We start from the raw sequence: 23,844 nt of genomic DNA on the forward strand, positions 1-23,844 counted from the left end.
CCGCGCCTCCGGCGAGCGGGTGATCGCGATCGTCAACGATTTGCTCGACCTCTCGCGGATCGAGACCGGCAAGCTCGACCTCGCCTTCGCCAGCCAGAACCTCAACGAGATGGTGGAGAGCTGCGTCGCGGTGATGCAGCCGCAGGCCAACCGCGAGCGCATCATCATCCGCACCTCGCTGGCCCACACGCTGCCGCCTGTGGTCGCTGACGCCCGCGCGCTGCGCCAGATCACGCTGAACCTGATCGGCAACTCGATCCATCTCGCCAATGCCGGCGGCCAGGTGATCGTCTCGACCGCGCTGTCGGATTTCGGCGAGGTGATGCTGCGCGTGCGCGACACCGGGCAGAGCCTCAACGACAACGAGGTCGCCGCGGCGCTCGAGCCGTTCCGCGCCCCGACGCCTTCCGATCAGGCCGGCTCCGGCGGCGTCAGCCTGTCGCTGACCAAGGCGCTGGTCGAAGCCAATCGCGCCAAATTCCACATCAGGACCGGCGGCCGCACCGGCACGCTGATCGAGGTGACCTTCGCCCACGCCGCAGCGCGGGCGTGAGCAGCGATCTGCCGTTCGCGCTCTTGCGGGCCGATTCCAGGACACTGCGAACATCTGTCGCGTCGGATCCGCGCGGCGCGGCATAGATCTTGCTGTCATTTAGCTCGTTTGAATTCATTGCCGTGCGGCCCCGCCCATTTTCCGGGCATTCGGATTTCACCGATGCGCTGTCTTGTCGTCGCCGATCTGCATTACTCATTGCCGCAGTTCGACTGGCTGCTGGCGGCGGCACCGCAATTCGATCTCGTGATCTTCGCCGGCGATGCGCTCAACCTCGGCTCGGCGGTCGATTTCCGCGCCCAGATCGTCGTCGTCACGAAATACCTGTCGCGGCTCGCCGATCTCACGCGGGTGATTTTCTGCTCGGGCAATCACGACCTCGACGAGCGCAACCCGGAGGGCGAGAAGATCGCGCGCTGGGTCGCCGGCATCAGGGAATTCGGCGTCGCCTGCGACGGCGACAATCTGGCCATCGGCGACACGCTGTTCACGGTGTGCCCGTGGTGGGACGGCCCGCTGGTCAAGGCGCGGATCGACGAGCAGCTTCGCACCGCAGCCGCGATGCCGCACCGCCGCTGGGTCTGGGTCCATCATGCCCCGCCGGCGGATTCGCCGACCAGCTGGGGCGGCAAGCGCTTCTTCGGCGACGCCGAGCTGCTCGGCTGGATCGAGCGCCACCATCCGGCGATGGTGATCTCGGGCCATGTGCATCAATCGCCGTTCATCCAGAGCGGCTCGTGGTTCGACCGGATCGGAGCGACCTGGGTGTTCAACACCGGCCTGCAGCCCGGCCGACCCCCGGTCTACATCGTGCTCGATCTCGCGCAGGACAAGGCGTTCTGGCTCGCGGCCGGCGATGCGCAGATGATAGACCTCAAGGCGCCGCTGTCGCGGCCGGCGGCTCCCGTGCGCGAGGCGCCGGACTGGCTCATATCCTTGGATCGGATTGCCGATCCGAGCCTGGCGCGACCTGCATCGGCGGCAGGTTGATCATGCTCTGCAGCACCTCGCCGACCATCGCCAGATGGGTGCCGTGATCGGCATATTGATGCATCAGGTCGGCGAGATAGGTCGTGGCGACATGAAGCCGTTGCGCCAGCAGCTGCGCGATCAGCAGCGCCACCGCCGGCTGCTGGCGCAGGAACGACGCCGCATCGTCGAACTCGTACAGGACGCAATCATTGGCCGTGCGCACCTTGGCGCTGTGCGCCCGGTCGAGCAGCACACTCATCTCCCCGAACACCGCACCGGGCTCGTCGATGACGGCGACCAGACTGTCGCCCTTGACGACTTCCACCTTGCCCTCGAGCAGCACGAACAGATGACCGGTCTTGCCGCCCTCCTCGATGAAATCCGTGCCCGCCGGCAAGCTGCGCCTGCGACCGCCGGTGCAGTGATCAAGGATAGCTCGCATGTTTCATCTCCGTCTCCGATCAGACTAGGCAGAGATGCTGTCGCGTCAAACGGCATTAGCTGGGCGTTCTGCCCAAATTGTCGGCATGCCACCGCGTGACCCGCGGCGCGATCCAGCCCTTTGCGCGTGCCTCAGGCGGGCGCGTTATGCTTGACCGCCAGGAAATCGCCGATCGTATCGAGGAACAGTTTTGGCGATTGCAGTTGCGGGACATGCGCACACCCCGGAATGACCCTGAGCCTGGCTCTCGGCAGACCGCCTGCCAATTCGTATGACATCGGCGGCGGCGTCGCCTCGTCATATTCGCCGACCACGACGAGTGTCGGTACGGTCACGCTGCGTAGTTCGGCACGAAGATCGAGGCTCGCCAGCGCGTCACAGGCCGCGCAGAACACGTTGAGATCAGTGCGCAGGAATGCGTCGCGGCGATCCTGCATCAGCGCGGGATGCTGTGCCTGGAAATCCGGTGCGAACAGCCGGCGCATTGCAATGTCGGTGATCGCGGCGAGCCCCTTCTCGCGTGAAACCCTGGCCATGTTGCGAAACGCCTCGCGGCCCGGCTCGGAGAACGCCGCACCGCTGTCGGCAAGGATCAGCCGGCTCGCGATCGCCGGGTGGCGGATCGCCATCTGCAGCGCGACGAACCCGCCATAACCATTGCCGAGCACGATGGCCGGCGTGCCATCGGCCGCATCATGCACCGCATCCGCCATCCGGTCGGCAATCGCGGCAAGGCCGCCCTCAACCGCGCTCGACCGACCGAATCCCGGCAGTTCCGGCACGATGGTCCGAAACGACCGGGCAAGCTCCGGCACGATCGCATCGAAGCTCGCGCGATCCGACAGCAGCGAGTGGAACAGGACCAGCGGCGGCCCCTCGCCCGACAGGGCTGCGTTGACTGTGCGGTTGGCCAAAAGCCTGTCCATCGTCGCTCTCTTTCAAATCGCGCTCGAAATTCGCGCATTTGGGCTCCGAAGCGCCCCCGCGGACGATTGATAAATCAAATCACCGGGATTTCAAGGATTTCAGCTTGACGTGATATTTCACAGACTGCAATTTAATAGGCAGGAGACCCAAGAAAATGATCCTTCTCCGCGAAAATATCTACGAAAACCTTCGATCTGATATTTTATCTTGCCAGTTTGCTCCTGGTGATGAAATACGAGAGCAGGATCTGGCGGAGCGTTACGCGGTCAGCCGCCAGCCAGTCCGGGACGCGCTGCTGCGGCTCGAGCGCGAGCACCTCGTGACGGTGCAGCCCCGCCAGGGTTACCGGGTCAATCCGATCTCGCTGTCCGACGCCCGCGATCTGCTGCGCTTCCGCCTTGCGCTCGAGCCGGCCTGCGTCGCCGAAGCAATCGAGAGCGCGCCCGACAGCATCCTGAAATCACTCGATGAATTCCGCCGCTTCTCCGGCAGCCATGAGGACTTCATCACCTACAATCGCGGCTTCCACTCGGCGCTGGCGCACGCGTCGGGCAACCGCCGCATGGCGACCACGCTCTGCGACCTGATCGGCCAGGCCGATCGGCTGGTGCGCGTCAGCGTTTCCAATCTGAAGGGCCACGACCCGGCGAAGCTCGTGGCCGAGCATGTCGCATTGATCGACGCCATGCAGCAGCGCGAGGCGCGCACCGCGGCCCGCATCATCAAGGCTCACATCGCGGCGACCGAAAAGCGCGTGCTGCCGGCACTCAAGCGCAACGCCGTCATCGTCGAAGAGAGGTCATCATGAACATTCCGTCGAAGCCTGCGACGATCGACGTCGAGATCCACGGCAACTTCATCGACGGACGCGAGGTCGAGGCCGGGGACGGCGAGATGCTCGACGTCCGCAATCCCGCGACCGGCGACGTCATCGCCCGGATTCCGAATTCGACCGCCGCGAATATCGACCACGCGATGAGGAGCGCTCGCGCTGCATTCGAAGGCAAGGCGTGGGGCGGGATGGACACGAGGGCGCGCGCCCGGCTCGTCAACAGGCTCGCCGACGCGTTCGAAGCCAATCTCGACACGCTGTACCGGCTGGAGACGTTGAACAACGGCCGTCCGGTCAACGAAACCCGCGCGCAGCTGTCGCGCCTGCCGGATTTCTTCCGCTACTTCGCCGGACTCGCGCTGTCGCGCCGTGATTCCGTCATTCCGGTCGAAGGCGCGTATCTGAACTACACGCTGCGCACGCCGATCGGAATCGTCGCCAACTGCACGCCCTTCAATCACCCGCTCATGATCTTGTGCAAGTCGCTTGCCGTCGTGCTGGCGACCGGATGCGTCACCGTGGTCAAGCCATCGGAATACACGCCGCTGACGACACTGAAGCTCGCCCAGATCTTCAGCGAGGCCGGGCTGCCTCCCGGCGTCTTCAACATCGTGCTTGGCCTCGGCCAGAGCGCCGGCAAGATGCTCGCCGAGCATGGCGACATCAACAAGCTTGTGCTGACCGGCGGCACCGAAGCCGGCCGCATCGCGGGCAGTGCCGCGGCGAAGGTGTTCGCGCACCAGACCATGGAGCTCGGCGGCAAGACGCCGGTGATGATATTCGACGATTTCGACGTCGACCGCGCCGTCAACTATGCCGCGTTCGGGGCCTTCATCGGCGCCGGCCAAACCTGCGTTTGCGCGTCGCGCCATATCGTGCAGGCCTCGATCTACGACGAGTTCGTCAAAAAGCTGCAGGTCAAGACCCGCACCATCCGCATTGGCGATCCGTTCGATCCGAACACGCAGCTTGGGCCGGTGATCTCGGCACGCCAGCGCGACCGCGTTCTCAGCTATGCGCGCTATGGTCATGAAGACGGCGCGCGGCTGCTCACCGGCGGCGTGGCCGCAAAGGTCGCGGGCCACGATAACGGCTATTTCGTCGAACCGACCGTGTTCGCCGACGTCAAATCCGACATGCGGATCTTCCAGGAGGAGGTGTTCGGCCCCTTCACCTCGGTGACCCCCTTCAAGGACGAGGCCGACGCGCTCCGGCTCGCCAACGATTCGCCCTTTGGCCTCGCCGCCGCCATTCGCACCCGCGACGTCGCGCGTGCGCATCGCGTGGCCGCCGCGGTCAAGGCGGGGATCGTCTGGATCAACGATCACCACCGGCTCGATCCGGCCTCGCCCTGGGGCGGCGTTGACGATTCCGGCATCGGCCGGGAATGCGGCACCGAGAGCTTCGACGACCATTTCAACACCAAGAGCGTGATGGTCGCGACCCACGAACAGCCATTCGATTGGTACCGCGACACGGCCAGCCAGCGCCGGTTGAACTAGCCGCAGTCGAGCAAAGCGGCAAACCGCCCACAGATGGCGGGCCGCATCACCGAGGAAACAGTCAAGGGGAGAGTGCATATGTCGACATCGGTCAATGCCGGGAGCCGCCTCGATCGGCTACCGATCGGACCATTCCATCGCCGGATCATGATCCTGATCGGAATCGGAATGTTCTTCGACGGTTTCGACATCTATATCGCCGGCACCGTGCTCGGCGTGACGCTGAAAACCGGATTCTCGACGCTCGCCCAAAACGCCGCGTTCATCTCCGCAACCTTCGTCGGCATGATGCTCGGATCTTTCGGCACCGGCTTCCTCGGCGACCGTTACGGACGACGCTTCATCTACCAGTTCAATTTGCTGCTGTTCGGCATCGCGTCCCTGGCGGCAGCTTTTGCGCCAAACATGGCCTTTCTGATTGCCTGCCGTTTCGTAATGGGCGTCGGTCTCGGCGCCGAAAATGTTGTCGGCTATTCCACGATGACCGAGTTCGTGCCGGCCCGGAGCCGCGGCAAGTGGCTCGGCTTCACCGCCGTCTGCGTCGTCACCGGCCTGCCCATCGCGCTGCTGATCGCATCGGTCGTCGTCCCGCAATTCGGCTGGCGCGCGATGTTCGTGCTGGGCGGCGTCGGCGCCTTGATCGTCTGGTACCTGCGCAAGTCGCTGCCGGAGTCGCCGCGCTGGCTAGAGGCGGTGGGACGCACCGCCGAGGCCGAGGCGCTGATGCAGGCGATCGAGAAGGAGGCTTCCCAGGGGCAGACCTTGCCGGCGCCCGCGGCTGCAACGCCGGCACCGGTGTCGCCCGATCTCGCCACGCTGTTCACTGCGCCGCTGCTGTCCCGCATGATCGTCGGCGCGGTATGCCTGATTACCATCAATACGCTGCTCTACGGTTTCGTGACCTGGCTCCCGGTGTTCTTCATCAAGCAGGGCCTGTCCGTCGCGACCTCGTTCGGCTACTCGCTGCTGATGGCGCTTGGCGCGCCGACCGCTGGGGCCGCAAGCCCACGATCATCGGCGCATCGCTGATCTCGATCATCCTCGGCGTCATCTATCCGATGATCTCGGATCCGTTCCTGCTGCCGGCCGTCGGCTTCGCGCTGACCGTGCCGATCTATGTCTTGGTCGCGCTGTTGTTCGGCATCTATATTCCCGAACTGTTCCCGACCGAGGTGCGGCTGCGGGCATCCGGCATAGTCAACACGCTCGGTCGGGGTGCCACCATCGTGACACCATTCCTGGTCGTGATGCTGTTCGAAGCGCGCGGCGTCGCCGGCGTGATGGCCCTGATGATCGGACTGCTCGTCGTGCAGATCATCACCGTATGGGCGCTCGGCATCGAGCCGCGGCACCGCAGCCTCGAGGAGCTCAAGGGCGAGGAATCACCATCCGCAATTCCGCAGGAAGCTTCGTGAGGCGGAGCGACCTTTCTCGCTACAAGCTTTGACGGCGCGGGATACCCGCGCCGTTCGCGTCACTCCCACATCTCCGGCGTGACTCGCCCGGCGAAGCCGCAGTCGATGACCCGCTCCTGCGGATTGCGATCGACGATCAACCGCAGCAGGTCGGGGCGCGAATAATGGCCGCCGATATCGCACAGCGCCTTGGCGGCGAGCACGGCCTGCCGCGAGCCGTCCGCGATCAGGATGGTCTCGCCCTGCGCCGGACCTGCGATGACCTCGCCGCGCGGGTCGATGATGACGCTGTCGCCACTGTACTCGATCGTCGAGAGCTCGCGGTAACGTTCCGGCGTGATTTCGTGCGAGCGCATGCCGCCGACCGCGATGACGTAGCAGCCGGCTTGCGAGGCGAACGCGCGCGACAGCAACAACTGCCGCGGCCACAGCGGCGTCGGCGACGGTGGCGCCACCGCAGGCTCCCGCCCCGGCCACGCCGCGACGTGGATCTGCGTTCCCTGCGCGGCCAGCGCATAGCCGGGCAGCATGGTGTTGTGCTCCCAGCAGTTGAGGCCGCTGATCCGGCCATAGGGCCGCTCATGCACGCGCAGCCCCGCCGCGTCGCCATCGGCCCACACCGAGCGCTCGTTGAAGGTGGGCTTCAGCTTGCGATGGCGGCCAAGCAGCCGTCCCTCGCGGCCGATGAACAGCAGCGTGCAGTAGACCGTGCCCTTGGTCACGGCATCACGTTCGGCGACGCCGATCACGACATCCAGTCCGGCGGCCTCGGCGGCGGCGCAGAGCCGGTCGGTCGCGGGCGAGGGAATCTCGACCGCGTTATCGAGATATTCGGCCATCGCGCGAAACGTGCTCGGCCCGGTCGGCGCGTGACAGAAGAAGGGATAGCCGGGCAGCCAGGTTTCGCCGAAGGCGGCGATCGTCGCGCCCATGGCACCCGCCTCGCCGATCAGGTGGCAGGCCTTCTCCACCGAGGCGTCGCGATCGAATGGCACCGCGGCGGCCTGGATCGCCGCGAGCCTGAAATGCGTGTCGGATGTCATGGCTGTGCTCGCGTCAGTCGACGCCCTTGCGGACAGCGTCGAGTGCGCCCGCAAGCAGCTCCAGCGCCTTGACGCGCCGCCGTCGCGCCAGACGCGCCTCGCCGACCTTGCGCTCGTGCTCGCCGGCGATGAAGGCCTGGATGTCCGGCAGCGGACGAATGACGCCACGGCTGCCCCACTGGCCGTCGGGGATCTCGGTCGGAAACACCCATACCTGCGCCGCCACATCCTCGAACGAACCGCCGGCAGCGCGCACCACGGCGTCGGTCACGTCCCTCACCAAGGCCGCGCGCGAGGCTTCGGTGTACTGCCCCTCGGGGACCGTCGGGACGATGCGAAATCGTGGCGACGGCGATGGCCGGCCCGCCACATAAACTGCGGCCGGCCGATGCAGGAAGACAACGGTGACGCCTTGCGCAACCTTGTTCGCCGGATCGAATCCCTCGTGGCCGATCAGGATATCGCCGAGCTCCTTGATGAGCCGCGCTTCCGCTTCCGGCTTCAGGGCTCCTTCGGGAATTGTCACGTCGATCATCGGCATTGAGGCGACCTCCTGTTGTTGACGGGGACGAGGTCTATCCGCGGCGTGCTCCCGGCAGCAGTGGCAGTATCGCCATTTTCAGGGCAAATTCGGACACGGCGTTCTCAGGCGGCGGAGGCCCTGCGCACGAACCGGCGCTGGTATTCGCGTGGCGAGAGCCCGGTCTCGCGCTTGAACAGCCGGCGGAAGGTCGACAGATCGTTGTAGCCGACGCGCGCGCTGACCGCGTCGAGCTTCAGCCGCGTGGTTTCGATCAGACGCTTGGCGACATCCACCCGCAGCGCTTGTAGATATTGCAGGGGCGCCTCGCCGACCGCCAGCTTGAAGCGGCGGTTCAACGTCCGCTCGCTGACCGAAAGGTCGCGGGCCAGTTTGGCGAGACTGAAGCCCTGTTGCAGCGACTTCTCCATCATGCTCTGCGCCCGCGCCACCAGCGCGTCGGAGTGCTGCGTGTCGGACATGCGGCTGACATAGGGTGCCTGCGAGACGCGGTTGCTGTCGATCAGCATCAGCTTGCCGGTCTCCGCAGCCACGTCGGCACCGGCGAACTTCTCGACCAGTCGAAGCGCGAGATTGAGCGAGGTGGTCACCGCGCCCGAGCAGACAATGCGGTTCTGCTCGGTGAGGATCTCGGCGACGCGCAGATCGACCGCCGGGTAGCGCATCGCGAATGTCCGTCCCTTCGCCCAATGGGTGGTCGCAACCCTGCCGTCGAGCAGGCCGGCCTCGGCGAGGATGAAGCTGCCGGTGCAATAGGACGCCAGCAGGGTACCGCGCTCGTGCTGCCGGCGCAGCGCCGCGAGCAGCGGCTCGACGGTATCGAGCCGCTCGAAGAAACGTTCGATATCGCCGACGAACGGCCCGGGGATCACCACCGCGTCTGCCGAAGACCGCGCACCGATCGGCCCATCGACGCCGATGACCTGGCCTGACGCCGTGTGGACCGGCCGGCCATTCAATGATTCGACGCGCCACCGCAGCTGTGACGGCTTGCCGTTGCGACGTCGCGGCTGCCGCGCCGTCACCGAATTGGCGGCGGTGAACACGTCGACGATCCCCGCCACGCCCGAAGCGAGGATGCCGTCATAGACCCAGATCCGGATAAGTGGCATGGTCCCTGTCCGATTTTGCACAATATGGTGCAATTCTGCCATTGCATGGACGACCGGACAAGCGCGATCCGGTACGTCGCGGCCTCTCGGTTCAAGCATCAGCGTCTCTGGAATACTGGATCACCAGCATGCGCGGGTGATGACACCGCGTTGTGCGATATTTGAAGCGAGAACTACCCTCAGCGTCGTCCCGGCGAAGGCCGGGACCCATAACCACAGCTGGTCATTGGTAAGCGATGCTGGAACGACGAATCCCATCCACAACATCCGCTGCGGCGTATGGGTCCCGGCCTCCGCCGGGACGACGGGTGCATATGCGGCAGCATTTGGTGCGAATAACTCACATCGCCCGCGCAAATCTGCGAAAGCCCGGCGCGCCGGTCAGTGCTTCGAAGGCGGCGTCGCGCTTCTCTTCGGCGAAGGCGAAGCCGGCCTTGGCGTAGCAACGTTCGGCGGCGTCGTTGCCGATCAGGAACGAGATCGATGCCTGCGTGTAACCGGCCGCCTTGCCGTCGGCGAGTGCGCGGCAGATCAGGTCCTGCACCAGACCGCCGCTGCGATGGGACGCTAGTCGGGCGACATGCTCGATCAGCCAGTCGCCCTCGCCGCCTTGCACCCAGCAGTTACGGGCATAACCGCCGCGCGCGACAATGGCATCGGCGTCCATGCCGGTCTCTGCCGCGACTTCCTCGATCGCCGCACGTGCCGCGACGACGGTTCCGGATGCCGGCATCGCGCACAGCGCGGCGGCCGGCACGCCATCGACTTCAGCAATCAGGAAATGGGCGACGTGATACCATGACTTCACCCGCGCCACGGCGAGCCGTGTCATGAACGCCAAGCATTCCGCCTCGCCTTGGTCGAGCGCGATGTCAAACCAGCCGCGCGGCAACGGGCCGCGCTGCGCGGCCAGAACGGTGCGGGCGATGAAGCCGGCGTCATCGGATCGTGCGGGACGGATCGAGGATCGTCCCGCACCGATCATCTCAGGTGTTCTTCAGCGCGACGCGGAATTCGGCCTCGGTCTTGGCCTTGACCTCGTCGAGCGTGACGCCGTCGGCGAGCTCGATCAGCGCCATGCCGTCCTTGCCGTGCTTGTCGATGGTGAACACCGCAAGATCGGTGACGACCATGTCGACCACGCGCTCGCCGGTCAGCGGCAGGTTGCACTGCTTGAGCAGCTTGGGGCCGTCCTTGGCGGAATGCTCCATCACGACCACGACGCGCTTGACGCCGGCGACGAGGTCCATGGCGCCGCCCATGCCCTTCACCATCTTGCCGGGGATCATCCAGTTGGCGAGGTCGCCGTTCTGCGCCACCTGCATGGCGCCGAGGATCGACAGATCGATATGGCCGCCGCGCACCATGCCGAAGGAATCGGCCGACGAGAAATAGCTGGTCGAGGGCAGCTCGCTCACCGTCTGCTTGCCGGCGTTGATCAGGTCGGCGTCGACCTCGTCCTCAAAGGGGAACGGGCCCATGCCGAGCATGCCGTTCTCGCTCTGCAGGCTGACGTCGATGCCGTCGGGAATGTAGTTCGAGACCAGCGTCGGAATGCCGATGCCGAGATTGACGTAATAGCCGTCGCGCAACTCCTTGGCAGCGCGGGCGGCCATCTGTTCACGGGTCCAGGCCATGAGGCTCTCCTGAGGAAGTGTGTTTTAAGCGGCAGGCCGCGGACGGGTGTTGCGGAACTCGATCCGCTTCTTGCCGGTCCCGACCTCGATGATGCGCTTGACGAAGATGCCGGGTGTGTGGATGTGGTCCGGGTCGATCTCGCCGGCCGGCACCAGGTGCTCGACCTCGGCGACGGTGACCTTCGCGGCGGTGGCCATCATCGGATTAAAGTTGCGCGCGGTCTTGCGGTAGACCAGGTTGCCGGCGGTGTCGCCCTTCCAGGCATGGACGATGGCGACGTCGGCGAACAGGCCGCGCTCCATGATGTACTTCTCGCCGTCGAATTCCTTCACTTCCTTGCCCTCGGCGATCAGCGTGCCGACGCCGGTCTTGGTGTAGAAGGCCGGGATTCCGGCGCCGCCGGCGCGGATGCGCTCGGCCAGCGTGCCCTGCGGGTTGAACTCGAGCTCGAGCTCGCCGGCGAGATACTGCTGGGCGAACAGCTTGTTCTCGCCGACATAGGACGAGATCATCTTCTTGATTTGGCGGGTCTCCAGCAGCCGGCTGAGGCCGATGCCGTCGACGCCGGCATTGTTGGAGACGACGGTGAGGCCCTTGACGCCGGACTCGCGGATGGCGTCGGACAGGGTCTCGGCGATGCCGCAGAGGCCGAAGCCGCCCGACATGATCATCATGCCGTCCTTGAGGAGACCATCGAGTGCCGATTTGGCGTCGGGATAAACTTTGTTCATGCAGCGAATACCTGATGGAGGGCGGAACGGCTGTGGCAAAGCGGATTATTAGGCGAAATCTTCGCAATGCGTCAATCACGGCCCGGTGCGGCGACGGGCGGCGGCCGGCGGCAGCAACATGGCCTTGAAAGCGACAAGAAAACCCTTCAAGTTGCGTGGGTTGGCAGGGGCCTCCGGCGAGAGCCCGCTGTGTTCGACGACGACCCGACAAAATTCAACCCGACCCGGATATGTCATTGACGATGGCCCAAGGAATTAAGCGCCTGGGGATGCCGATCGCGGCGCTTTTCGGCCTGGCGCTGGTCGGGCTGGTCGGAACGTCGTGGTTCCTCAACCGGGACGCGCTGCAGCGCGCGGTAGAGGCGCAGATTCGCGCCGTGACCGGGCTCGAGCTCGTCGTCAACGGCCCGATCGACGTCTCGGTTTTTCCGGGCAGCTACGTCTCCTTTCATAATGTCGGGCTGAAGGGCGCCGATACCATCGGTCCCGCCCTGCAGGTCGACGTGCTGACCGCCAATCTGCGCCTGCTGCCGCTGTTGCTGCGGCGGTTCGAGATTGCCGACGTCATGATGCTCCGTCCGCATATCCATGTGGTCCGCGACGGCGCCGGCGAGAGCAACTGGACGCCGTTCGTCGAGACCATCGCCAAGGCGATGACGCCCGGCGCCGAGAATCAGGTGTCGTTCTCCGAAATCCGGATCCAGGACGGCGAACTGAACTACCAGGACGGCACCAACAACATCTCCGAGCAGCTCGGCGATATCGACCTGTCGCTGGCCTGGCCCTCGATCTCGCGCTCCTTTGCCGCAACCGGCCAGTTCGACTGGCGCGGCGAACGCGTCGACGGCTCGATCAGCGCCAGCGACTTCGTCGCGCTGTTGTCGGGCGACCGCTCCGGCCTGAAGGCACGGCTCGCCAGCGCGCCGCTGAAGGTTGCTTTCGACGGAACCGTCGCCAATCGCACCAGCCTGATGATGGAAGGCGTCGCCACCATGGACAGCCCGTCGCTGCGCAACGCGTTGCGCTGGATGGGACAGGCCCCGCCCGGCGGCGGTGGCGGCTTCGGCCGCTTCGCGCTGAAGGCCCGGGCCAATGTGGTCGGCGGCTCGGTCGCGCTCACCAATGTCAATGTCGAGCTCGACGGCAACGTCGCCGAGGGCGTGATGACCTACGCCAATAACGGCCGGCAGACGCTGCAGGCGACGCTTGCCGCCGGCAATCTCGATTTCACGCCTTACATCTCGACATTCCGCCTGCTGGCCAGCGGCCAGCGCGACTGGAACAGGCAGCTGTTCGACCTGTCCTCGCTGTCGTCGACCGATCTCGACATGCGCCTGTCGGCGGCCAAGGTGACGGTCGGCCCGTCCAAGCTCGGCCGCACCGCGTTCGGCGCCAATCTGCGCGGCGGCGCGCTGGCGCTCAGCGTCGGCGAGGCGCAGATGTATGGCGGCATCGCCAAGGGCTCGTTCGCGATCGCGCGCTCGGATGCGGTCGCCGACGTCAGGGCGCAATTCCAGTTCACCGATGTCGATCTGCAGGCCTGCGCCAGCGAATTGTTCGGCATCAACAAGCTGTCCGGCCGCGGCAACCTCAACGTCTCGCTGACGGCCTCGGGCTCGAGCCCGTTCGGGCTCGCGTCGTCGCTCGACGGCACCGCGACACTGAACGGGCATGACGGCGCGATCGCGGGCTTCAATGTCGAGCAGCTGTTGAAGCGGCTGGAGAAGCGGCCGCTGTCCGGCGGCGGCAATTTCCGCTCCGGTTCGACGCCCTACGACAATCTCAGCATCTCGGTGAAATTCGCCGATGGCGTCGCGACCGCTGACGACATTCATGTCGAAAGCCCCACGGCGAAGATCACGCTGACCGGCACGGCTTCGGTGCCGTCGCGCGAATACGATCTCAAGGGCGTCGCCAGCCTGACCTCGGCATCGGCCGGCGGCAACGGTTTCGATCTGCCCTTCGTGATCCAGGGGCCGTGGGACGATCCGCTGATCTTCCCCGATCCGGAAAGCCTGATCCGCCGTTCGCCGGCCTCCGCTCCGCTGCTCGATGCGGTGAAGGATCGCAAGACCCGCGATGCGGTGCGCTCGGTGATCGAGCGCTTCACCGGCGGAGCCGCGCGGCCCGCGGCGGCGCCCGATGCCGCGGCAGGCGCGCCCGGCAACGCACCGGCGGCGTCGGCCGAGAATGCGAAGTCGAACTGATCGAATCCATTCACTTTGCGCATCGATGCACCGGGACCGATCCACGCGCTCGCCGCAAACACCTACACAAGTCGGCGGCGCGACATCTTTATCGGGTCACGGGCATGCGCTAGTGTTTTCTCCAACCGGTTAAAAAGCCGGCCTCATGAGGGAGAACAACGTGAGATCCAAGGTTATCGGTGCGCTATCAATTGCGGTCGCCGCGGTCGGCCTGTTCGCCGCAACTGCACCCGCTCTCGCCCAGGGCAAGACGATCACCGTCTGGTGGGGCAAGGGATTTTACAAATCCGAAGACGACGCGCTGCTCGAGACGATCAAGAAATTCGAAGCCAAGACCGGCATCAAGGTCGAACTGTCGCAATACGCGATCCAGGACATGATTCCGAAGACGGTCGCCGCGCTCGATTCCGGCACCGTGCCCGACGTCGCCTATTCGGACACCTACGATGTGCAGGCCCAGGGCAAGTGGGCCTTCGAGGGCAAGCTCGAAGACCTCTCGGACATCATGCTGCCGATGAAGGACGCCTTCGCGCCGAACACGCTGGAAGCCGCGCTGCTTTACAACGACGTCACCAAGAAGAAGTCCTATTACGGCTTCCCGCTGAAGCAGCAGAGCATGCACGTCCAGATCTGGGGCGACATGCTGGAGAAGGCCGGCTTCAAGGCCGCCGACATCCCGACCAAGTGGGAGGATTACTGGTCGTTCTGGTGCGACAAGGTGCAGCCGGCGATCCGCAAGGCGACCGGCCAGCGCATCTACGGCGTCGGCCAGCCAATGGGCGTGGAATCCACCGACTCGTTCCAGTCGTTCTACACCTTCATGGACGCCTACCACGTCAAGCTGGTCGACGACGACGGCAAGCTGCTGGTCGACGATCCCAAGGTCCGCGACGGATTGATCCACGCGCTGAAGGACTACACCGACACCTACATCAAGGGCTGCACGCCGCCCTCCTCGACGACCTGGAAGGATCCGGACAACAACGTCGCCTTCCACAACAAGACGATCGTGATGACCCACAATTTCACGATCTCGATCGCGGCGAAGTGGTTCGAGGATTCCACCAACCCGGCGCTGACCGACGCGCAGCGCGCCGCCGGCAAGCAGGCCTATGAGCACGACATCATCACCGCGTCCTTCCCGAAGGCGCCGGACGGCTCGACCATCAAGTACCGCTCCGACGTCAAGACCGGGCTGATCTTCGCCAACGCCAAGAACAAGGCGGAAGGCAAGCAGTTCATCGCGTTCCTGATGCAGGAAGACAATGTGCGGCCCTATGTCGAGGGCGCGCTCGGCCGCTGGTTCCCGGTGACCAAGGCGAGCCAGGCGAGCCCGTTCTGGCAGGCTGACCGGCATCGCAAGGCGGTGTGGAATCAGTTCACCGGCGGCACCGCGCCGTTCGACTTTACCAAGAACTGGAAGTTCACCATCCTGAACAACGAGAACGTCTGGGCCAAGGCCATGAACCGCGTCGTCAGCGAGAAGGTGCCGGTGGACAAGGCCGTCGACGAACTGATCGCCCGCATCAAGCAGGTCGCAGGGTAAGGCAACCGATGATGGTCGCCGCGAGCGTATGCTTTGTCGTCCCTGCCGAGTGCGCAGTTGCGCACGGAGCAGGGACCCATACGCCGCGGCGGTCGTTTTGAATGATATTGGTCACCGGCTTTCGTGCAACAACGAAAGCTGGTGGTTATGGGTCCCGGCCTTCGCCGGGACGACGACGTAGGCGACATCGAGTAACCGAATGGCGATCACACTCTCCGCATCCGATGCCCCCTCGCCGCCACTGTCGGCGCGGCTGTCGCCGCCGCAGGTCTGGGGCATTGCGCTGCTCGCGCCCTATCTGCTCGTCTTCCTCGCCTTCGTGGTCTATCCGGTCGGCTACGGCCTGTGGCTGGCGCGCCATCCGTCGAGCTATGTCGCGCTCTATCACGACCCGATCTTCGCGCGCGCGGCGGTCAACACGCTGATCTTCCTGGTCATCGGCATCAACATCAAGATGCTGATCGCGCTGTTCCTGTCCGGCTTCTTCGCCCAGCAGCGGCCCTGGATCAGATGGCTGTCCGTCATCTTCATCCTGCCCTGGGCGGTGCCGTCGATCCCGACCATCCTGTCGGTGCGCTTCATGCTCAATCCCGAATGGGGCGTGGTCAACCAGCTGATCTTCAAGTTCACCGGCGATGACGGCCCGAACTGGCTGAACGATCCGGCGGTCGCGCTCGCAATGGCGATCGGTGTCCACATCTGGAAGTCGCTGCCGTTCTGGACGCTGATCCTGCTGACCGGACGGCTCGCCATCTCGCACGATCTGTACGAGGCCTCCGACGTCGACGGCGCCAATTGGTGGCAGAAATTCCGCTACATCACCTGGCCGTCGATGCAGACGCTCTACATCACCTGCACGCTGCTCTCGATGATCTGGACGCTGGGCGATTTCAACAGCGTCTACTTGCTCACCGGCGGCGGGCCGGCCGACCTCACCCATGTGCTGTCGACGCTCGGCATCCGCTATCTCAGGCTCGACCAGCTCTCGCTGGCGATGGCCTCGATCGTCTGCGCCATGCCGTTCGTGCTGCCGCTGGTCTATTTCATGATGAAACGGTTGTCGCGATGAAGCTGCCCACCCTCCGCGAAGTCGGCACCGAGGCCAAGCTGCTCCTGATCGGCATCCCGGTCTTCATCTGGACCATGATTCCGATCTACCACATGTTCGTGTTCGCGATCTCGCCGAAGGAGGATGCGTTCACCGGCAAGCTGTGGCCGACGCATCCGACGCTGCACAATTTCTCGATCGTGTTCCACCAGCAGCATTACTTCCTGCGCGACTTCTGGATCCAGTTCTGGAATTCGACCGTGATTGCGCTGGCGGTCGGCGCGCTGACGCTGTTCGTCGCCACCGCCGCCGCGTTCTCGATCTCGCGGCTGCGGGTGCCGGGCGGCCGCGCCGTCATGAACATGGCGCTGTTCACCTATTTCATCCCGGCGGCATTCCTCGCCGTGCCGATGTACCGCACCATGGGCACCTATGGCCTCTTGAACAATCACTGGTCGCTGATCCTGGCGATGGTGACGATCGCGGCGCCCTACGCGATCTGGGTGCTGAAACAGGCCTCAGACAAGCTGCCGGTCGAGCTAGATGAAGCCGCGACGATGGACGGCGCCACCACGCTGCAGCTGTTCCGCCTGGTCTATGTGCCGTTGATGATGCCGTCGCTGGTCGCGGTCGGCACCTATGCGATCCTGCTCGCGTGGAACGAATATCTCTACGCGTTCCTGCTGCTGTCGAAGGACACCGACATCACGCTGCCGGTCGCCCTCGGCAACTTCCTCGCCGCCGACGACTCGCCGTGGGAGCTTCTGATGACCACGGGCTTCATCTACGCGCTGCCGCCGGCCGCGGTCTATTACGCCTTCAAGCGCTACATGGTCGGCGGGCTGACCGCAGGCGCCGTCAAGTCGTAGCTGTTCAAAGCGTTTTCGAGCGAAGTGGACGCCGGTTCGCGTGAAGAAAACGCGTCAGAACTAGAGCGCCGCGCCGCTCTCGCCGCGCGCGCTCGACAGTTTCGAGGCGAACGAGGCGATCACGATGATCACGGCGATCAGCGCGATCACCAGCGTGCAGATCGCGTTGATCTCGGGCTTCACGCCGAGCCGCACTTCCGAGTAGATCCGGATCGGCAGCGTCGCCGAGCCCGGCCCGGTGGTGAAGCTTGCGATCACGACATCGTCGAGCGACAGCGTGAAGGCCAGCATCCACCCCGCCACGATCGCCGGCACGATGAGCGGCAGCGTCACCAGGAGGAACGCCCGCACCGGATCGCAGCCGAGGTCCATCGCGGCCTCTTCCAGGCTGCGGTCGAGCGTGGAGAGGCGCGACTGCACCACGACGGTGACGAAGCACATCGTCAGCGTGGTGTGGGCGATCGTCACCGTCCAGAACCCGCGCTCGGCATTCAGCGCCACGAACAGGAGCAGCAGCGACAGGCCGGAGATCACCTCGGGCATGACCAGCGGCGAATACAGCATGCCGGAGAACAGCGCCCGCCCCCGGAATCGCTCGCCGCGCGCCAGCCCGACTGCCGCCAGCGTGCCGAGCAGTGTCGCCAGCGTCGCCGACGCCGCGGCGACCGACAGGCTCATCCAGGCCGCATCGAGCATGGCGCGGTCGTTGAAGAACTCGCGGTACCAGCGCAGCGACCAGCCGCCCCACACCGTCACCAGCCGCGAGGCGTTGAACGAGTAGATCACGAGGATGACGATCGGCAGATAAAGGAACGCCAGCCCAAGCGCCAGCGACGTCATGTTGAAGCGGGTGAGCCTGGTGACGGTGCGCGCCATCAGCTGTTCGCCTCGAGCTGACGCCGCTGCAGGCGGTCGTAGAGTACGAGCGGCGGCACCAGCAGCAGCAACAGGGCGACCGCTGCGGCCGATGCGACCGGCCAGTCCTTGTTGGTGAAGAACTCGAGCCACAGCGTCTGCCCGATCATCAGCGAGTTGGAACCGGCGAGCAGATCGGGGATCACGAACTCGCCGACAATCGGAATGAAGCAGAGCAGCGCGCCGGCGCCGACGCCGGGCAGCGACAGCGGGAATGTCACCAGCCAGAACGCCTGCAACGGCGAGGCGCCGAGATCGCCCGCGGCCTCCAGCAGCGACGCGTCCATCCTGGAGAGCGTCGCATAGAGCGGCAGGATCATGAACGGCAGGTAGGAATACACGATGCCGAGATACATCGCGCTGTCGGTCGACAGCCAGACCACCGGCGCGGACACGATATGCAGCGCCAGCAGAACCTGGTTGAGCAGGCCGTCATGCTGCAGGATGTTGATCCAGGCATAGATGCGGATCAGGAACGAGGTCCAGAACGGCACGATGACCAGCATCATCGCCACGCCCTGCCAACGCTGCGGCAACCGCGCCATGCCGTAGGCAATGGGATAACCGATCAGGAGCAGGATCAGCGTCGCGGTCACCGCAACGACGAGGCTGCGCAGATAGGACAGGATGTAGAGATTATCTGATATCAGCAGGCGGAAATTGTCGAACGACAATTGCGCGAACGCCGCGGCCAGCGCCGCGCGGCCTTCGGTGAAATCGAACACCGGCGTATAGGGCGGCTGCGCGATCGCGGTCTGCGACAGGCTGATCTTCAGCACGAAGCCGAACGGCACCAGGAAGAACAGCACCATCCACAGATAGGGCGCGATCGCGGCAAACCGCGCCGGCCGGGCGAAGATGCGGCGCGCGCTCATTGTTCGAGCACCAGGCAATCGTCGGCGGTGAACCATGCCACCACGCGCTGGCCGGCGAGATAGGCATCGACATCGAGCCGCGCGGTGTTGGCCATCGACGCGCGCACCACCGCGCCCGTCTCCAGCTTCACCCGGTAGCTCGTCACGCCGCCGAGATAGTTGACGTCGGTGACGACGCCCTCCAGCCGGTTGATCGCCTGCGACGCGCCCCCGTCCGTCGCCGGCGCGCGGCGTGACAGCTTCACCTTCTCGGGGCGGATCGCGACGGCAACGACCTGCCTGGTCACCGGTGGCCACAGCTCGCTGACCGCCAGCCTGCCCGCATCAGGCGTCGCGACCGTCAGGCGCCCATTCTCGCGGGACGTGACCTCGCCGTTGAACAGATTGATGTCGCCGACGAACTCGGCGATCCAGCGCGAGGCCGGCGCCTCGTAGAGATTGCGCGGGGTGGCGACCTGAACCAGACGGCCGGCATCCATCACCCCGATGCGGCCGGCCATCGTCATCGCCTCCTCCTGATCGTGGGTGACGATGATGAAGGTCATGCCGAGCCGGCGCTGCAGCTCCATCAGCTCTCCTTGCGTGCTCTCGCGCAGTTTCTTGTCGAGCGCGGCGAGCGGCTCGTCGAGCAGCAGCACCTGCGGGCGCCGCGCCAGCGAGCGCGCCAGCGCGACGCGCTGCCGCTGTCCGCCGGAGAGCTGGTCGGGCTTGCGCTTCTCCATCCCCTCGAGCTTGACGAGCGCCACCATCTCGGCGACGCGCCCTGCGATGTCGCGGCGCGCCATGCCGGCGCGCTTCAGCCCGAAGGCGATGTTGTCGCGCACCGACAGATGCGGGAACAGCGCGTAGTTCTGGAACATCATGTTGACGGGCCGCTCATGCGGCAGCACCTGCGCGATGTCGCTGCCGCCAAGCAGGATGCGGCCCTCGTCCGGCGTCTCGAAACCGGCGAGCATGCGCAGCAGCGTGGTCTTGCCGCAGCCGCTCGGGCCGAGCAGCGCGAAGAATTCGCCGGCGCGGATATCAAGCGAGAGCTTGTCGACCGCGCGGAAATTGCCGAACGACTTGGCGACACCCTCGATCCGCAGCAGCGGCATGTCCGGGACGGCCGGTTCAGGCAACGGCCTTGCCGCCTCCGCACTCGCTTCGCCCGATGTCACGTCCGTCAGCCCCGATTCCCCGTAAGGTCCGATTCTTGCGGCAAGCTAGCGGTGGATCGCCACCGGCTCAACCGCCTCACGGACATCTCCCGCAATATTGTCGGCGTCGACGCCTCTGCTAGACTTCGCAGCCAAATCCGGGAAGGCAACCGATGATTCACGACCGCTACGGCCTGCCGCTGACGACGAGCTCGGACCGCGCCGCCGCCTATTATGTCGACGGCGTCGATCGCATGCTGGCGGCGCTGCACGGCGCCGATGCGGCGTTCGAGGCGGCGATCGCCGAGGACCCCGATTTCGCATTGGCCCATATCGGCCGTGCCCGCGTGCACCAGCTCAACATGGAAGGCGCCAAGGCCCGCGCCAAGGCGGCCGATGCACGGCAGCTGGCCGCAGCCGCAAGCCCGCGCGAGCGCCAGCACATCGAGATCATCGCGTCCGTGATCGAGGGCCAGGGCAAGAAGGCGATGACGGAAGCCGAACGGCATCTCAACGAATATCCGCGCGATGCGCAGGTGCTGTCGCTGCTGCTCGGCGCCTTCGGCCTCTACGCCTTCTCCGGCCGGCCCGATCATGACGCCGCGCGGCTTGCCGTCTGCGAGCGTTACGCCGGCGACTATGGCGACGATTGGTGGTTCCTCACCTATCTCGGCTGGTCGAAGACCGAGGCCGGCGATGTCGTGTCCGGCCGCGCCATCACCGAGCGCGGCTATGCGCTGAAGCCGGAGAACGCCGGAGCCGCGCACGCCGTCGCGCATGCGCTGTTCGAGCAGGGCGACGCGGCGGAAGGCCGCAGCTTCCTCTCCGCCTGGCTGCCGGCGAATGATCGCACCAGCTTCCTGCAGGGCCATCTCGCCTGGCACCTCGCCTTGATCGCGATCGAGGAAGGCGACGCCGACAGCGCACTCGACATTTACGAGCAGCACATCAAGCCGGCGGGCCGGCCCTATCCGCCGCTCAATATCTACACCGACACGGCCTCGCTGCTGTGGCGGCTGACGGTCGCCGGCAAGACCGGTCTCGAGCAGCACTGGAAGGATGTCGCCGCCTATGGCGACGGCTACTTTCCGAAAGCCGGCGCGCATTTCGCCGATGTGCACCACGCGCTGGTCGCAGCCACGACCGACAGCGGCGCGCTCGAGGCGCGGCTGGTCGAGATGGCGGTGCGCGACGCCGACGGCAGGCTGGCGCCCGGCCCCGCGGCGATCGGGCTCGGTCGCGGCATCGCGGCGTTCGCCGCCGGCGATCACGACGACGCCGTGCGCATCTTTGCGCCGCTGATGCGTGAACTGGTGCGGATCGGCGGCAGCCATGCGCAACGTGAATTGTGGGAGGACACGTTCATCGTCGCATGCCTGCGCGCCGGCCAGGGTCGGCAGGCAACGAGCCTGATCTCGGAGCGGCTGCATCGCCGTCCGTCCCGGCGCGACCTCGCCTGGTCACAGGAGGCTTCCCGGCAATAGCCGCCGTTGCGGTTGGTAACTGCCTCGTCACCGTTCCCGGATGCGCTCCATCCGGACCACGTTGTCGCGCCCACCGAGGGCTCTTCTCCTTCCCCCTGAAAGGGGGAAGGTCGGGATGGGGGTCGGCCGCATGCGACGGTGCGTGCGGAGAGAGCAGATCCCCACCCGCTTTGCTCTGCGAGCAAAGCGACCTCCCCCTTGCAAGGGGAGGTTTGAGAGCTGCGCTTAGTCCATCTTCGCCATGAACGCCGCAAGCGCGTCGCGATCGGCTTGCGGCATGGTCAGCCCGAGCTTGGAGCGGCGCCACAGGATATCGTCGGGAAACCGCGCCCATTCCTTGCGCATGAGGTAGCGCACCTCGGCGCCGGTCAGTTCGGGTCCGAACGCCGGGCCAAGATCGGCCTTCTCTTTGGCGTCGCCCAAAATGTCCTTCACATTCAGCCCATAGGCAGCCACCAGCCGCCGCGCCTGCGCCTCGCCGAGGAAGCGCCAGCGGTCGCGGGCGATATCGACCTCGGTCTCGAACCGCTGCCAGGCGAACTCGCCGCCCGGCAGCGGCGCCGTTGCGGTCCAGCGCGGCGTCATCGGATAAAACCGCGTGAACTCCGACACTGCCCGCTCGGCGCGGCGCCGCGCGGTGGTGACGTCGCCGCCGAAGATCGTGAGCAGCGGCGCCTTGCCGCGCCTGACGTCGAGCAGCGCTGCGCCATCTCTCATGTGCCGGCGCGCGGGAACGACCACGGAATTGGCACCGGAGACGGTCCGCAGCACATCCACCGGGGCGATCTGTTCGCGAAAGTAGCGATTGGCGGCGTCGCAGAGATAGGCCTCCTCGCGCACATCAATTGCGACAACCGCCGGATCGCCCTTGAACGGATGACTGACGCTGCCGATCAGGGTGAAGTCGCGCTCGTAGGGACTGGCGAAGATCAACCGGCCGTCAGGGTTCTGAAAGACATAGACGTTGTCGCAGTCGAACAGGCGGCGCACCACGATCTGGCTGATCTGCACGGTCGCAAGCTCTGGCGCGGGCACCCGCAGCACGATGTCGGCGACCGAGGCGGTCCACGCGCCGGTCGCGTTGACCAGCGCCCGCGCCGTGATCACCCGCCGGTAGCCGCGGTCGATCGCGACCAGCCGCCAGGTCTCGCCGCGCTCGGCGCGGGTTACGCGCGCGCCGGTGCGGATATCGGCGCCGCGCGCTGCGGCATCGACGGCGGTGAGCACGACGAGCCGGGAATCGTCGACGACGCAGTCGGAATATTCGAACGCGGTTCCGAACGGCCGCTTCAGCGCATTGCCGACCGGATGGTGGGTGACATCGAGCGTCGCCGAGCGCGGCAGACCGCTGCGCGAAGTCAGCCGTTCGTAGAGCAGCAGCAACGACCGCAACTGCCACGGCGGCCGCTCCTCGGCATGCGCCGGGATCACGAAGCGCACCGGCCGCACCAGATGCGGCGCGATGCGCAGCAACACGTCGCGTTCCCTCAGCGCCCTGCGGACGCGGAAGAACTCCCGCCGTTCCAGCCCGGCCAGATCGCCATGGACCAGCCGCGGCGAAGCCTGCGATGCGCCGGAACCGAGATCGCCCTGCTCCAGCAGGATCACGCGCAGGCCGCGGCCGGCAGCATCACGGGCAATGCTCGTGCCGTTCAGGCCACCGCCGATGATCGCGACGTCGTAGTCCGCCATGCGCAACGCCTATCGCATTTTCATACGAACAAAAGACGGGTTCGCACGAAAATGCGTCAAGGCGCGGCGCTGAACTACATGATGTCTGGGTGAATCACGGCACACGCACCTTCCCGCTTGCCGGGGGCGAGCGTACGCTTGCACGATTTCGGAATATTGGAATAATGCCCCTGAGTTGCCCGACGTGTCAAGTAGCCTGCTCGAACGCCGGCCGCCGGCTACTTTGCATGGGGTTGTTTTCGATATTTTGGCAGCGCTCCTCCTGCGACGGCCCCGCAAGCGGGAGAGGCACACCGTCTTCGCGACGGCTATCCAATCTGACTCCATCACGCGCTAAAGCGCGATGAGATTAGGTTGAATC

The 23,844-nt window shown here is 65.5% G+C and carries 21 protein-coding genes and 1 pseudogene; 10 read left to right on the forward strand and 12 right to left on the reverse strand.

The genetic code is table 11. The annotated features are described in order from the left end of the window. Positions 1 to 553, forward strand: a 553-nt coding sequence (locus AKL29_RS44350; protein ID WP_244481719.1) for a sensor histidine kinase, incomplete at its 5' end; no start/stop codon positions are given. 162 nt (positions 554 to 715) lie between these two features. After that, entirely contained in the window at positions 716 to 1,543 is an 828-nt protein-coding gene (locus AKL29_RS03075) for a metallophosphoesterase family protein (protein WP_050382968.1), read from the forward strand. On the opposite strand, the gene AKL29_RS03080 is transcribed toward AKL29_RS03075, so the two are convergent. Together AKL29_RS03080 and AKL29_RS03085 are read right to left on the reverse strand one after the other, a co-directional pair. Then, the gene (locus tag AKL29_RS03080; protein ID WP_050382970.1) at positions 1,482 to 1,967 is read right to left on the reverse strand and encodes a Crp/Fnr family transcriptional regulator; all 486 of its coding nucleotides are present in this window, start codon (positions 1,965 to 1,967) and stop codon (positions 1,482 to 1,484) included. The two genes, AKL29_RS03075 and AKL29_RS03080, sit on opposite strands and share 62 nt — an antisense overlap. 131 nt (positions 1,968 to 2,098) lie before the next feature. Continuing rightward, positions 2,099 to 2,893, reverse strand: a complete 795-nt coding sequence (locus AKL29_RS03085) for an alpha/beta fold hydrolase (protein WP_050382972.1) — start codon at positions 2,891 to 2,893, stop codon at positions 2,099 to 2,101. 155 nt (positions 2,894 to 3,048) lie between these two features. Between AKL29_RS03085 and AKL29_RS03090 the strand changes: the two genes are divergently transcribed. From AKL29_RS03090 to AKL29_RS03100, 3 genes and pseudogenes are all read left to right on the forward strand, one after another. Further along, positions 3,049 to 3,702, forward strand: a complete 654-nt coding sequence (locus tag AKL29_RS03090) for a GntR family transcriptional regulator (RefSeq protein ID WP_080667160.1) — start codon at positions 3,049 to 3,051, stop codon at positions 3,700 to 3,702. After that, the gene (locus tag AKL29_RS03095; protein WP_050382974.1) at positions 3,699 to 5,228 is read left to right on the forward strand and encodes an aldehyde dehydrogenase; all 1,530 of its coding nucleotides are present in this window, start codon (positions 3,699 to 3,701) and stop codon (positions 5,226 to 5,228) included. The genes AKL29_RS03090 and AKL29_RS03095 overlap by 4 nt, the downstream gene beginning before the upstream one ends. A gap of 78 nt (positions 5,229 to 5,306) precedes the next feature. Next, positions 5,307 to 6,643, forward strand: a pseudogene (locus AKL29_RS03100) (MFS transporter). Positions 6,644 to 6,702: 59 nt separating this feature from the next. Here the strand turns inward: AKL29_RS03100 and AKL29_RS03105 are convergent. From AKL29_RS03105 to AKL29_RS03130, 6 genes are all read right to left on the reverse strand, one after another. Then, positions 6,703 to 7,686: a carbon-nitrogen hydrolase family protein gene (locus AKL29_RS03105; protein ID WP_050382975.1), complete on the reverse strand. Its 984-nt coding sequence runs from the start codon at positions 7,684 to 7,686 to the stop codon at positions 6,703 to 6,705. Positions 7,687 to 7,699: 13 nt separating this feature from the next. Next, positions 7,700 to 8,227 (reverse strand): tautomerase family protein, encoded by a 528-nt coding sequence (locus AKL29_RS03110; protein WP_028336018.1) that lies wholly within the window; start codon positions 8,225 to 8,227, stop codon positions 7,700 to 7,702. A 104-nt stretch (positions 8,228 to 8,331) separates the two neighbouring features. Then, positions 8,332 to 9,339, reverse strand: coding sequence for a GlxA family transcriptional regulator (locus AKL29_RS03115; RefSeq protein ID WP_050382977.1), 1,008 nt, complete (start codon positions 9,337 to 9,339; stop codon positions 8,332 to 8,334). Positions 9,340 to 9,679: 340 nt separating this feature from the next. Further along, positions 9,680 to 10,324 carry an N-acetyltransferase gene (locus AKL29_RS03120; RefSeq protein ID WP_050382979.1) on the reverse strand — a complete coding sequence of 215 codons (645 nt, stop codon included), beginning with the start codon at positions 10,322 to 10,324 and terminating at the stop codon, positions 9,680 to 9,682. A gap of 1 nt (position 10,325) precedes the next feature. Further along, positions 10,326 to 10,976, reverse strand: a complete 651-nt coding sequence (locus tag AKL29_RS03125; protein WP_028336015.1) for a 3-oxoacid CoA-transferase subunit B — start codon at positions 10,974 to 10,976, stop codon at positions 10,326 to 10,328. A 24-nt stretch (positions 10,977 to 11,000) separates the two neighbouring features. Further along, positions 11,001 to 11,708 carry a CoA transferase subunit A gene (locus AKL29_RS03130; RefSeq protein ID WP_028336014.1) on the reverse strand — a complete coding sequence of 236 codons (708 nt, stop codon included), beginning with the start codon at positions 11,706 to 11,708 and terminating at the stop codon, positions 11,001 to 11,003. A 242-nt stretch (positions 11,709 to 11,950) separates the two neighbouring features. On the opposite strand from AKL29_RS03130, the gene AKL29_RS03135 reads away from it, so the two are divergent. The 4 genes from AKL29_RS03135 to AKL29_RS03150 all read left to right on the forward strand — a co-directional run bounded on the left by AKL29_RS03135 (position 11,951) and on the right by AKL29_RS03150 (position 17,378). Beyond that, the gene (locus AKL29_RS03135) at positions 11,951 to 13,915 is read left to right on the forward strand and encodes an AsmA family protein (RefSeq protein WP_028336013.1); all 1,965 of its coding nucleotides are present in this window, start codon (positions 11,951 to 11,953) and stop codon (positions 13,913 to 13,915) included. A 160-nt stretch (positions 13,916 to 14,075) separates the two neighbouring features. Then, positions 14,076 to 15,461: an ABC transporter substrate-binding protein gene (locus tag AKL29_RS03140; protein WP_050383053.1), complete on the forward strand. Its 1,386-nt coding sequence runs from the start codon at positions 14,076 to 14,078 to the stop codon at positions 15,459 to 15,461. Between the two features lie 199 nt (positions 15,462 to 15,660). After that, a complete protein-coding gene (locus AKL29_RS03145) occupies positions 15,661 to 16,530 on the forward strand; it encodes a carbohydrate ABC transporter permease (protein ID WP_028336011.1) in 870 nt (289 codons plus the stop codon). Next, the gene (locus AKL29_RS03150; RefSeq protein ID WP_050382982.1) at positions 16,527 to 17,378 is read left to right on the forward strand and encodes a carbohydrate ABC transporter permease; all 852 of its coding nucleotides are present in this window, start codon (positions 16,527 to 16,529) and stop codon (positions 17,376 to 17,378) included. The genes AKL29_RS03145 and AKL29_RS03150 overlap by 4 nt, the downstream gene beginning before the upstream one ends. Before the next feature lie 60 nt (positions 17,379 to 17,438). Here the strand turns inward: AKL29_RS03150 and AKL29_RS03155 are convergent, their stop codons facing one another. From AKL29_RS03155 to AKL29_RS03165, 3 genes are read right to left on the reverse strand one after another with little or no spacing between them, the layout of a single operon-like run. After that, positions 17,439 to 18,254 (reverse strand): ABC transporter permease, encoded by an 816-nt coding sequence (locus AKL29_RS03155; RefSeq protein WP_050382984.1) that lies wholly within the window; start codon positions 18,252 to 18,254, stop codon positions 17,439 to 17,441. Beyond that, positions 18,254 to 19,168 carry an ABC transporter permease gene (locus AKL29_RS03160; protein ID WP_050382986.1) on the reverse strand — a complete coding sequence of 305 codons (915 nt, stop codon included), beginning with the start codon at positions 19,166 to 19,168 and terminating at the stop codon, positions 18,254 to 18,256. Before AKL29_RS03160 ends, AKL29_RS03155 begins: the two co-directional genes overlap by 1 nt. Next, complete coding sequence (locus AKL29_RS03165) at positions 19,165 to 20,337, reverse strand: ABC transporter ATP-binding protein (protein WP_028336007.1); 1,173 nt, start codon at positions 20,335 to 20,337, stop codon at positions 19,165 to 19,167. The genes AKL29_RS03160 and AKL29_RS03165 overlap by 4 nt, the downstream gene beginning before the upstream one ends. Before the next feature lie 224 nt (positions 20,338 to 20,561). On the opposite strand from AKL29_RS03165, the gene AKL29_RS03170 reads away from it, so the two are divergent. Continuing rightward, positions 20,562 to 21,791 (forward strand): tetratricopeptide repeat protein, encoded by a 1,230-nt coding sequence (locus AKL29_RS03170; protein WP_082190457.1) that lies wholly within the window; start codon positions 20,562 to 20,564, stop codon positions 21,789 to 21,791. A gap of 225 nt (positions 21,792 to 22,016) precedes the next feature. On the opposite strand, the gene AKL29_RS03175 is transcribed toward AKL29_RS03170, so the two are convergent. Then, entirely contained in the window at positions 22,017 to 23,483 is a 1,467-nt protein-coding gene (locus AKL29_RS03175) for a glycerol-3-phosphate dehydrogenase (RefSeq protein WP_050382989.1), read from the reverse strand. Positions 23,484 to 23,844 lie beyond the last annotated feature (361 nt).

Origin of the sequence: Bradyrhizobium pachyrhizi (assembly GCF_001189245.1) — a bacterium.
In the GTDB taxonomy this organism is placed as follows: Bacteria; Pseudomonadota; Alphaproteobacteria; order Rhizobiales; family Xanthobacteraceae; genus Bradyrhizobium; species Bradyrhizobium pachyrhizi.

Excerpts from the sequence above, each read along its gene's own strand:
- AKL29_RS03075 (WP_050382968.1), top strand. The coding sequence starts at position 716 with ATGCGCTGTCTTGTCGTCGCCGATCTGCATTACTCATTGCCGCAGTTC.
- AKL29_RS03080 (WP_050382970.1), bottom strand. The coding sequence starts at position 1,967 with ATGCGAGCTATCCTTGATCACTGCACCGGCGGTCGCAGGCGCAGCTTG.
- AKL29_RS03085 (WP_050382972.1), bottom strand. The coding sequence starts at position 2,893 with ATGGACAGGCTTTTGGCCAACCGCACAGTCAACGCAGCCCTGTCGGGC.
- AKL29_RS03090 (WP_080667160.1), top strand. The coding sequence starts at position 3,049 with ATGATCCTTCTCCGCGAAAATATCTACGAAAACCTTCGATCTGATATT.
- AKL29_RS03095 (WP_050382974.1), top strand. The coding sequence starts at position 3,699 with ATGAACATTCCGTCGAAGCCTGCGACGATCGACGTCGAGATCCACGGC.
- AKL29_RS03105 (WP_050382975.1), bottom strand. The coding sequence starts at position 7,686 with ATGACATCCGACACGCATTTCAGGCTCGCGGCGATCCAGGCCGCCGCG.
- AKL29_RS03110 (WP_028336018.1), bottom strand. The coding sequence starts at position 8,227 with ATGCCGATGATCGACGTGACAATTCCCGAAGGAGCCCTGAAGCCGGAA.
- AKL29_RS03115 (WP_050382977.1), bottom strand. The coding sequence starts at position 9,339 with ATGCCACTTATCCGGATCTGGGTCTATGACGGCATCCTCGCTTCGGGC.
- AKL29_RS03120 (WP_050382979.1), bottom strand. The coding sequence starts at position 10,324 with ATGATCGGTGCGGGACGATCCTCGATCCGTCCCGCACGATCCGATGAC.
- AKL29_RS03125 (WP_028336015.1), bottom strand. The coding sequence starts at position 10,976 with ATGGCCTGGACCCGTGAACAGATGGCCGCCCGCGCTGCCAAGGAGTTG.
- AKL29_RS03130 (WP_028336014.1), bottom strand. The coding sequence starts at position 11,708 with ATGAACAAAGTTTATCCCGACGCCAAATCGGCACTCGATGGTCTCCTC.
- AKL29_RS03135 (WP_028336013.1), top strand. The coding sequence starts at position 11,951 with ATGGCCCAAGGAATTAAGCGCCTGGGGATGCCGATCGCGGCGCTTTTC.
- AKL29_RS03145 (WP_028336011.1), top strand. The coding sequence starts at position 15,661 with ATGGCGATCACACTCTCCGCATCCGATGCCCCCTCGCCGCCACTGTCG.
- AKL29_RS03150 (WP_050382982.1), top strand. The coding sequence starts at position 16,527 with ATGAAGCTGCCCACCCTCCGCGAAGTCGGCACCGAGGCCAAGCTGCTC.
- AKL29_RS03155 (WP_050382984.1), bottom strand. The coding sequence starts at position 18,254 with ATGGCGCGCACCGTCACCAGGCTCACCCGCTTCAACATGACGTCGCTG.
- AKL29_RS03160 (WP_050382986.1), bottom strand. The coding sequence starts at position 19,168 with ATGAGCGCGCGCCGCATCTTCGCCCGGCCGGCGCGGTTTGCCGCGATC.
- AKL29_RS03170 (WP_082190457.1), top strand. The coding sequence starts at position 20,562 with ATGCTGGCGGCGCTGCACGGCGCCGATGCGGCGTTCGAGGCGGCGATC.
- AKL29_RS03175 (WP_050382989.1), bottom strand. The coding sequence starts at position 23,483 with ATGGCGGACTACGACGTCGCGATCATCGGCGGTGGCCTGAACGGCACG.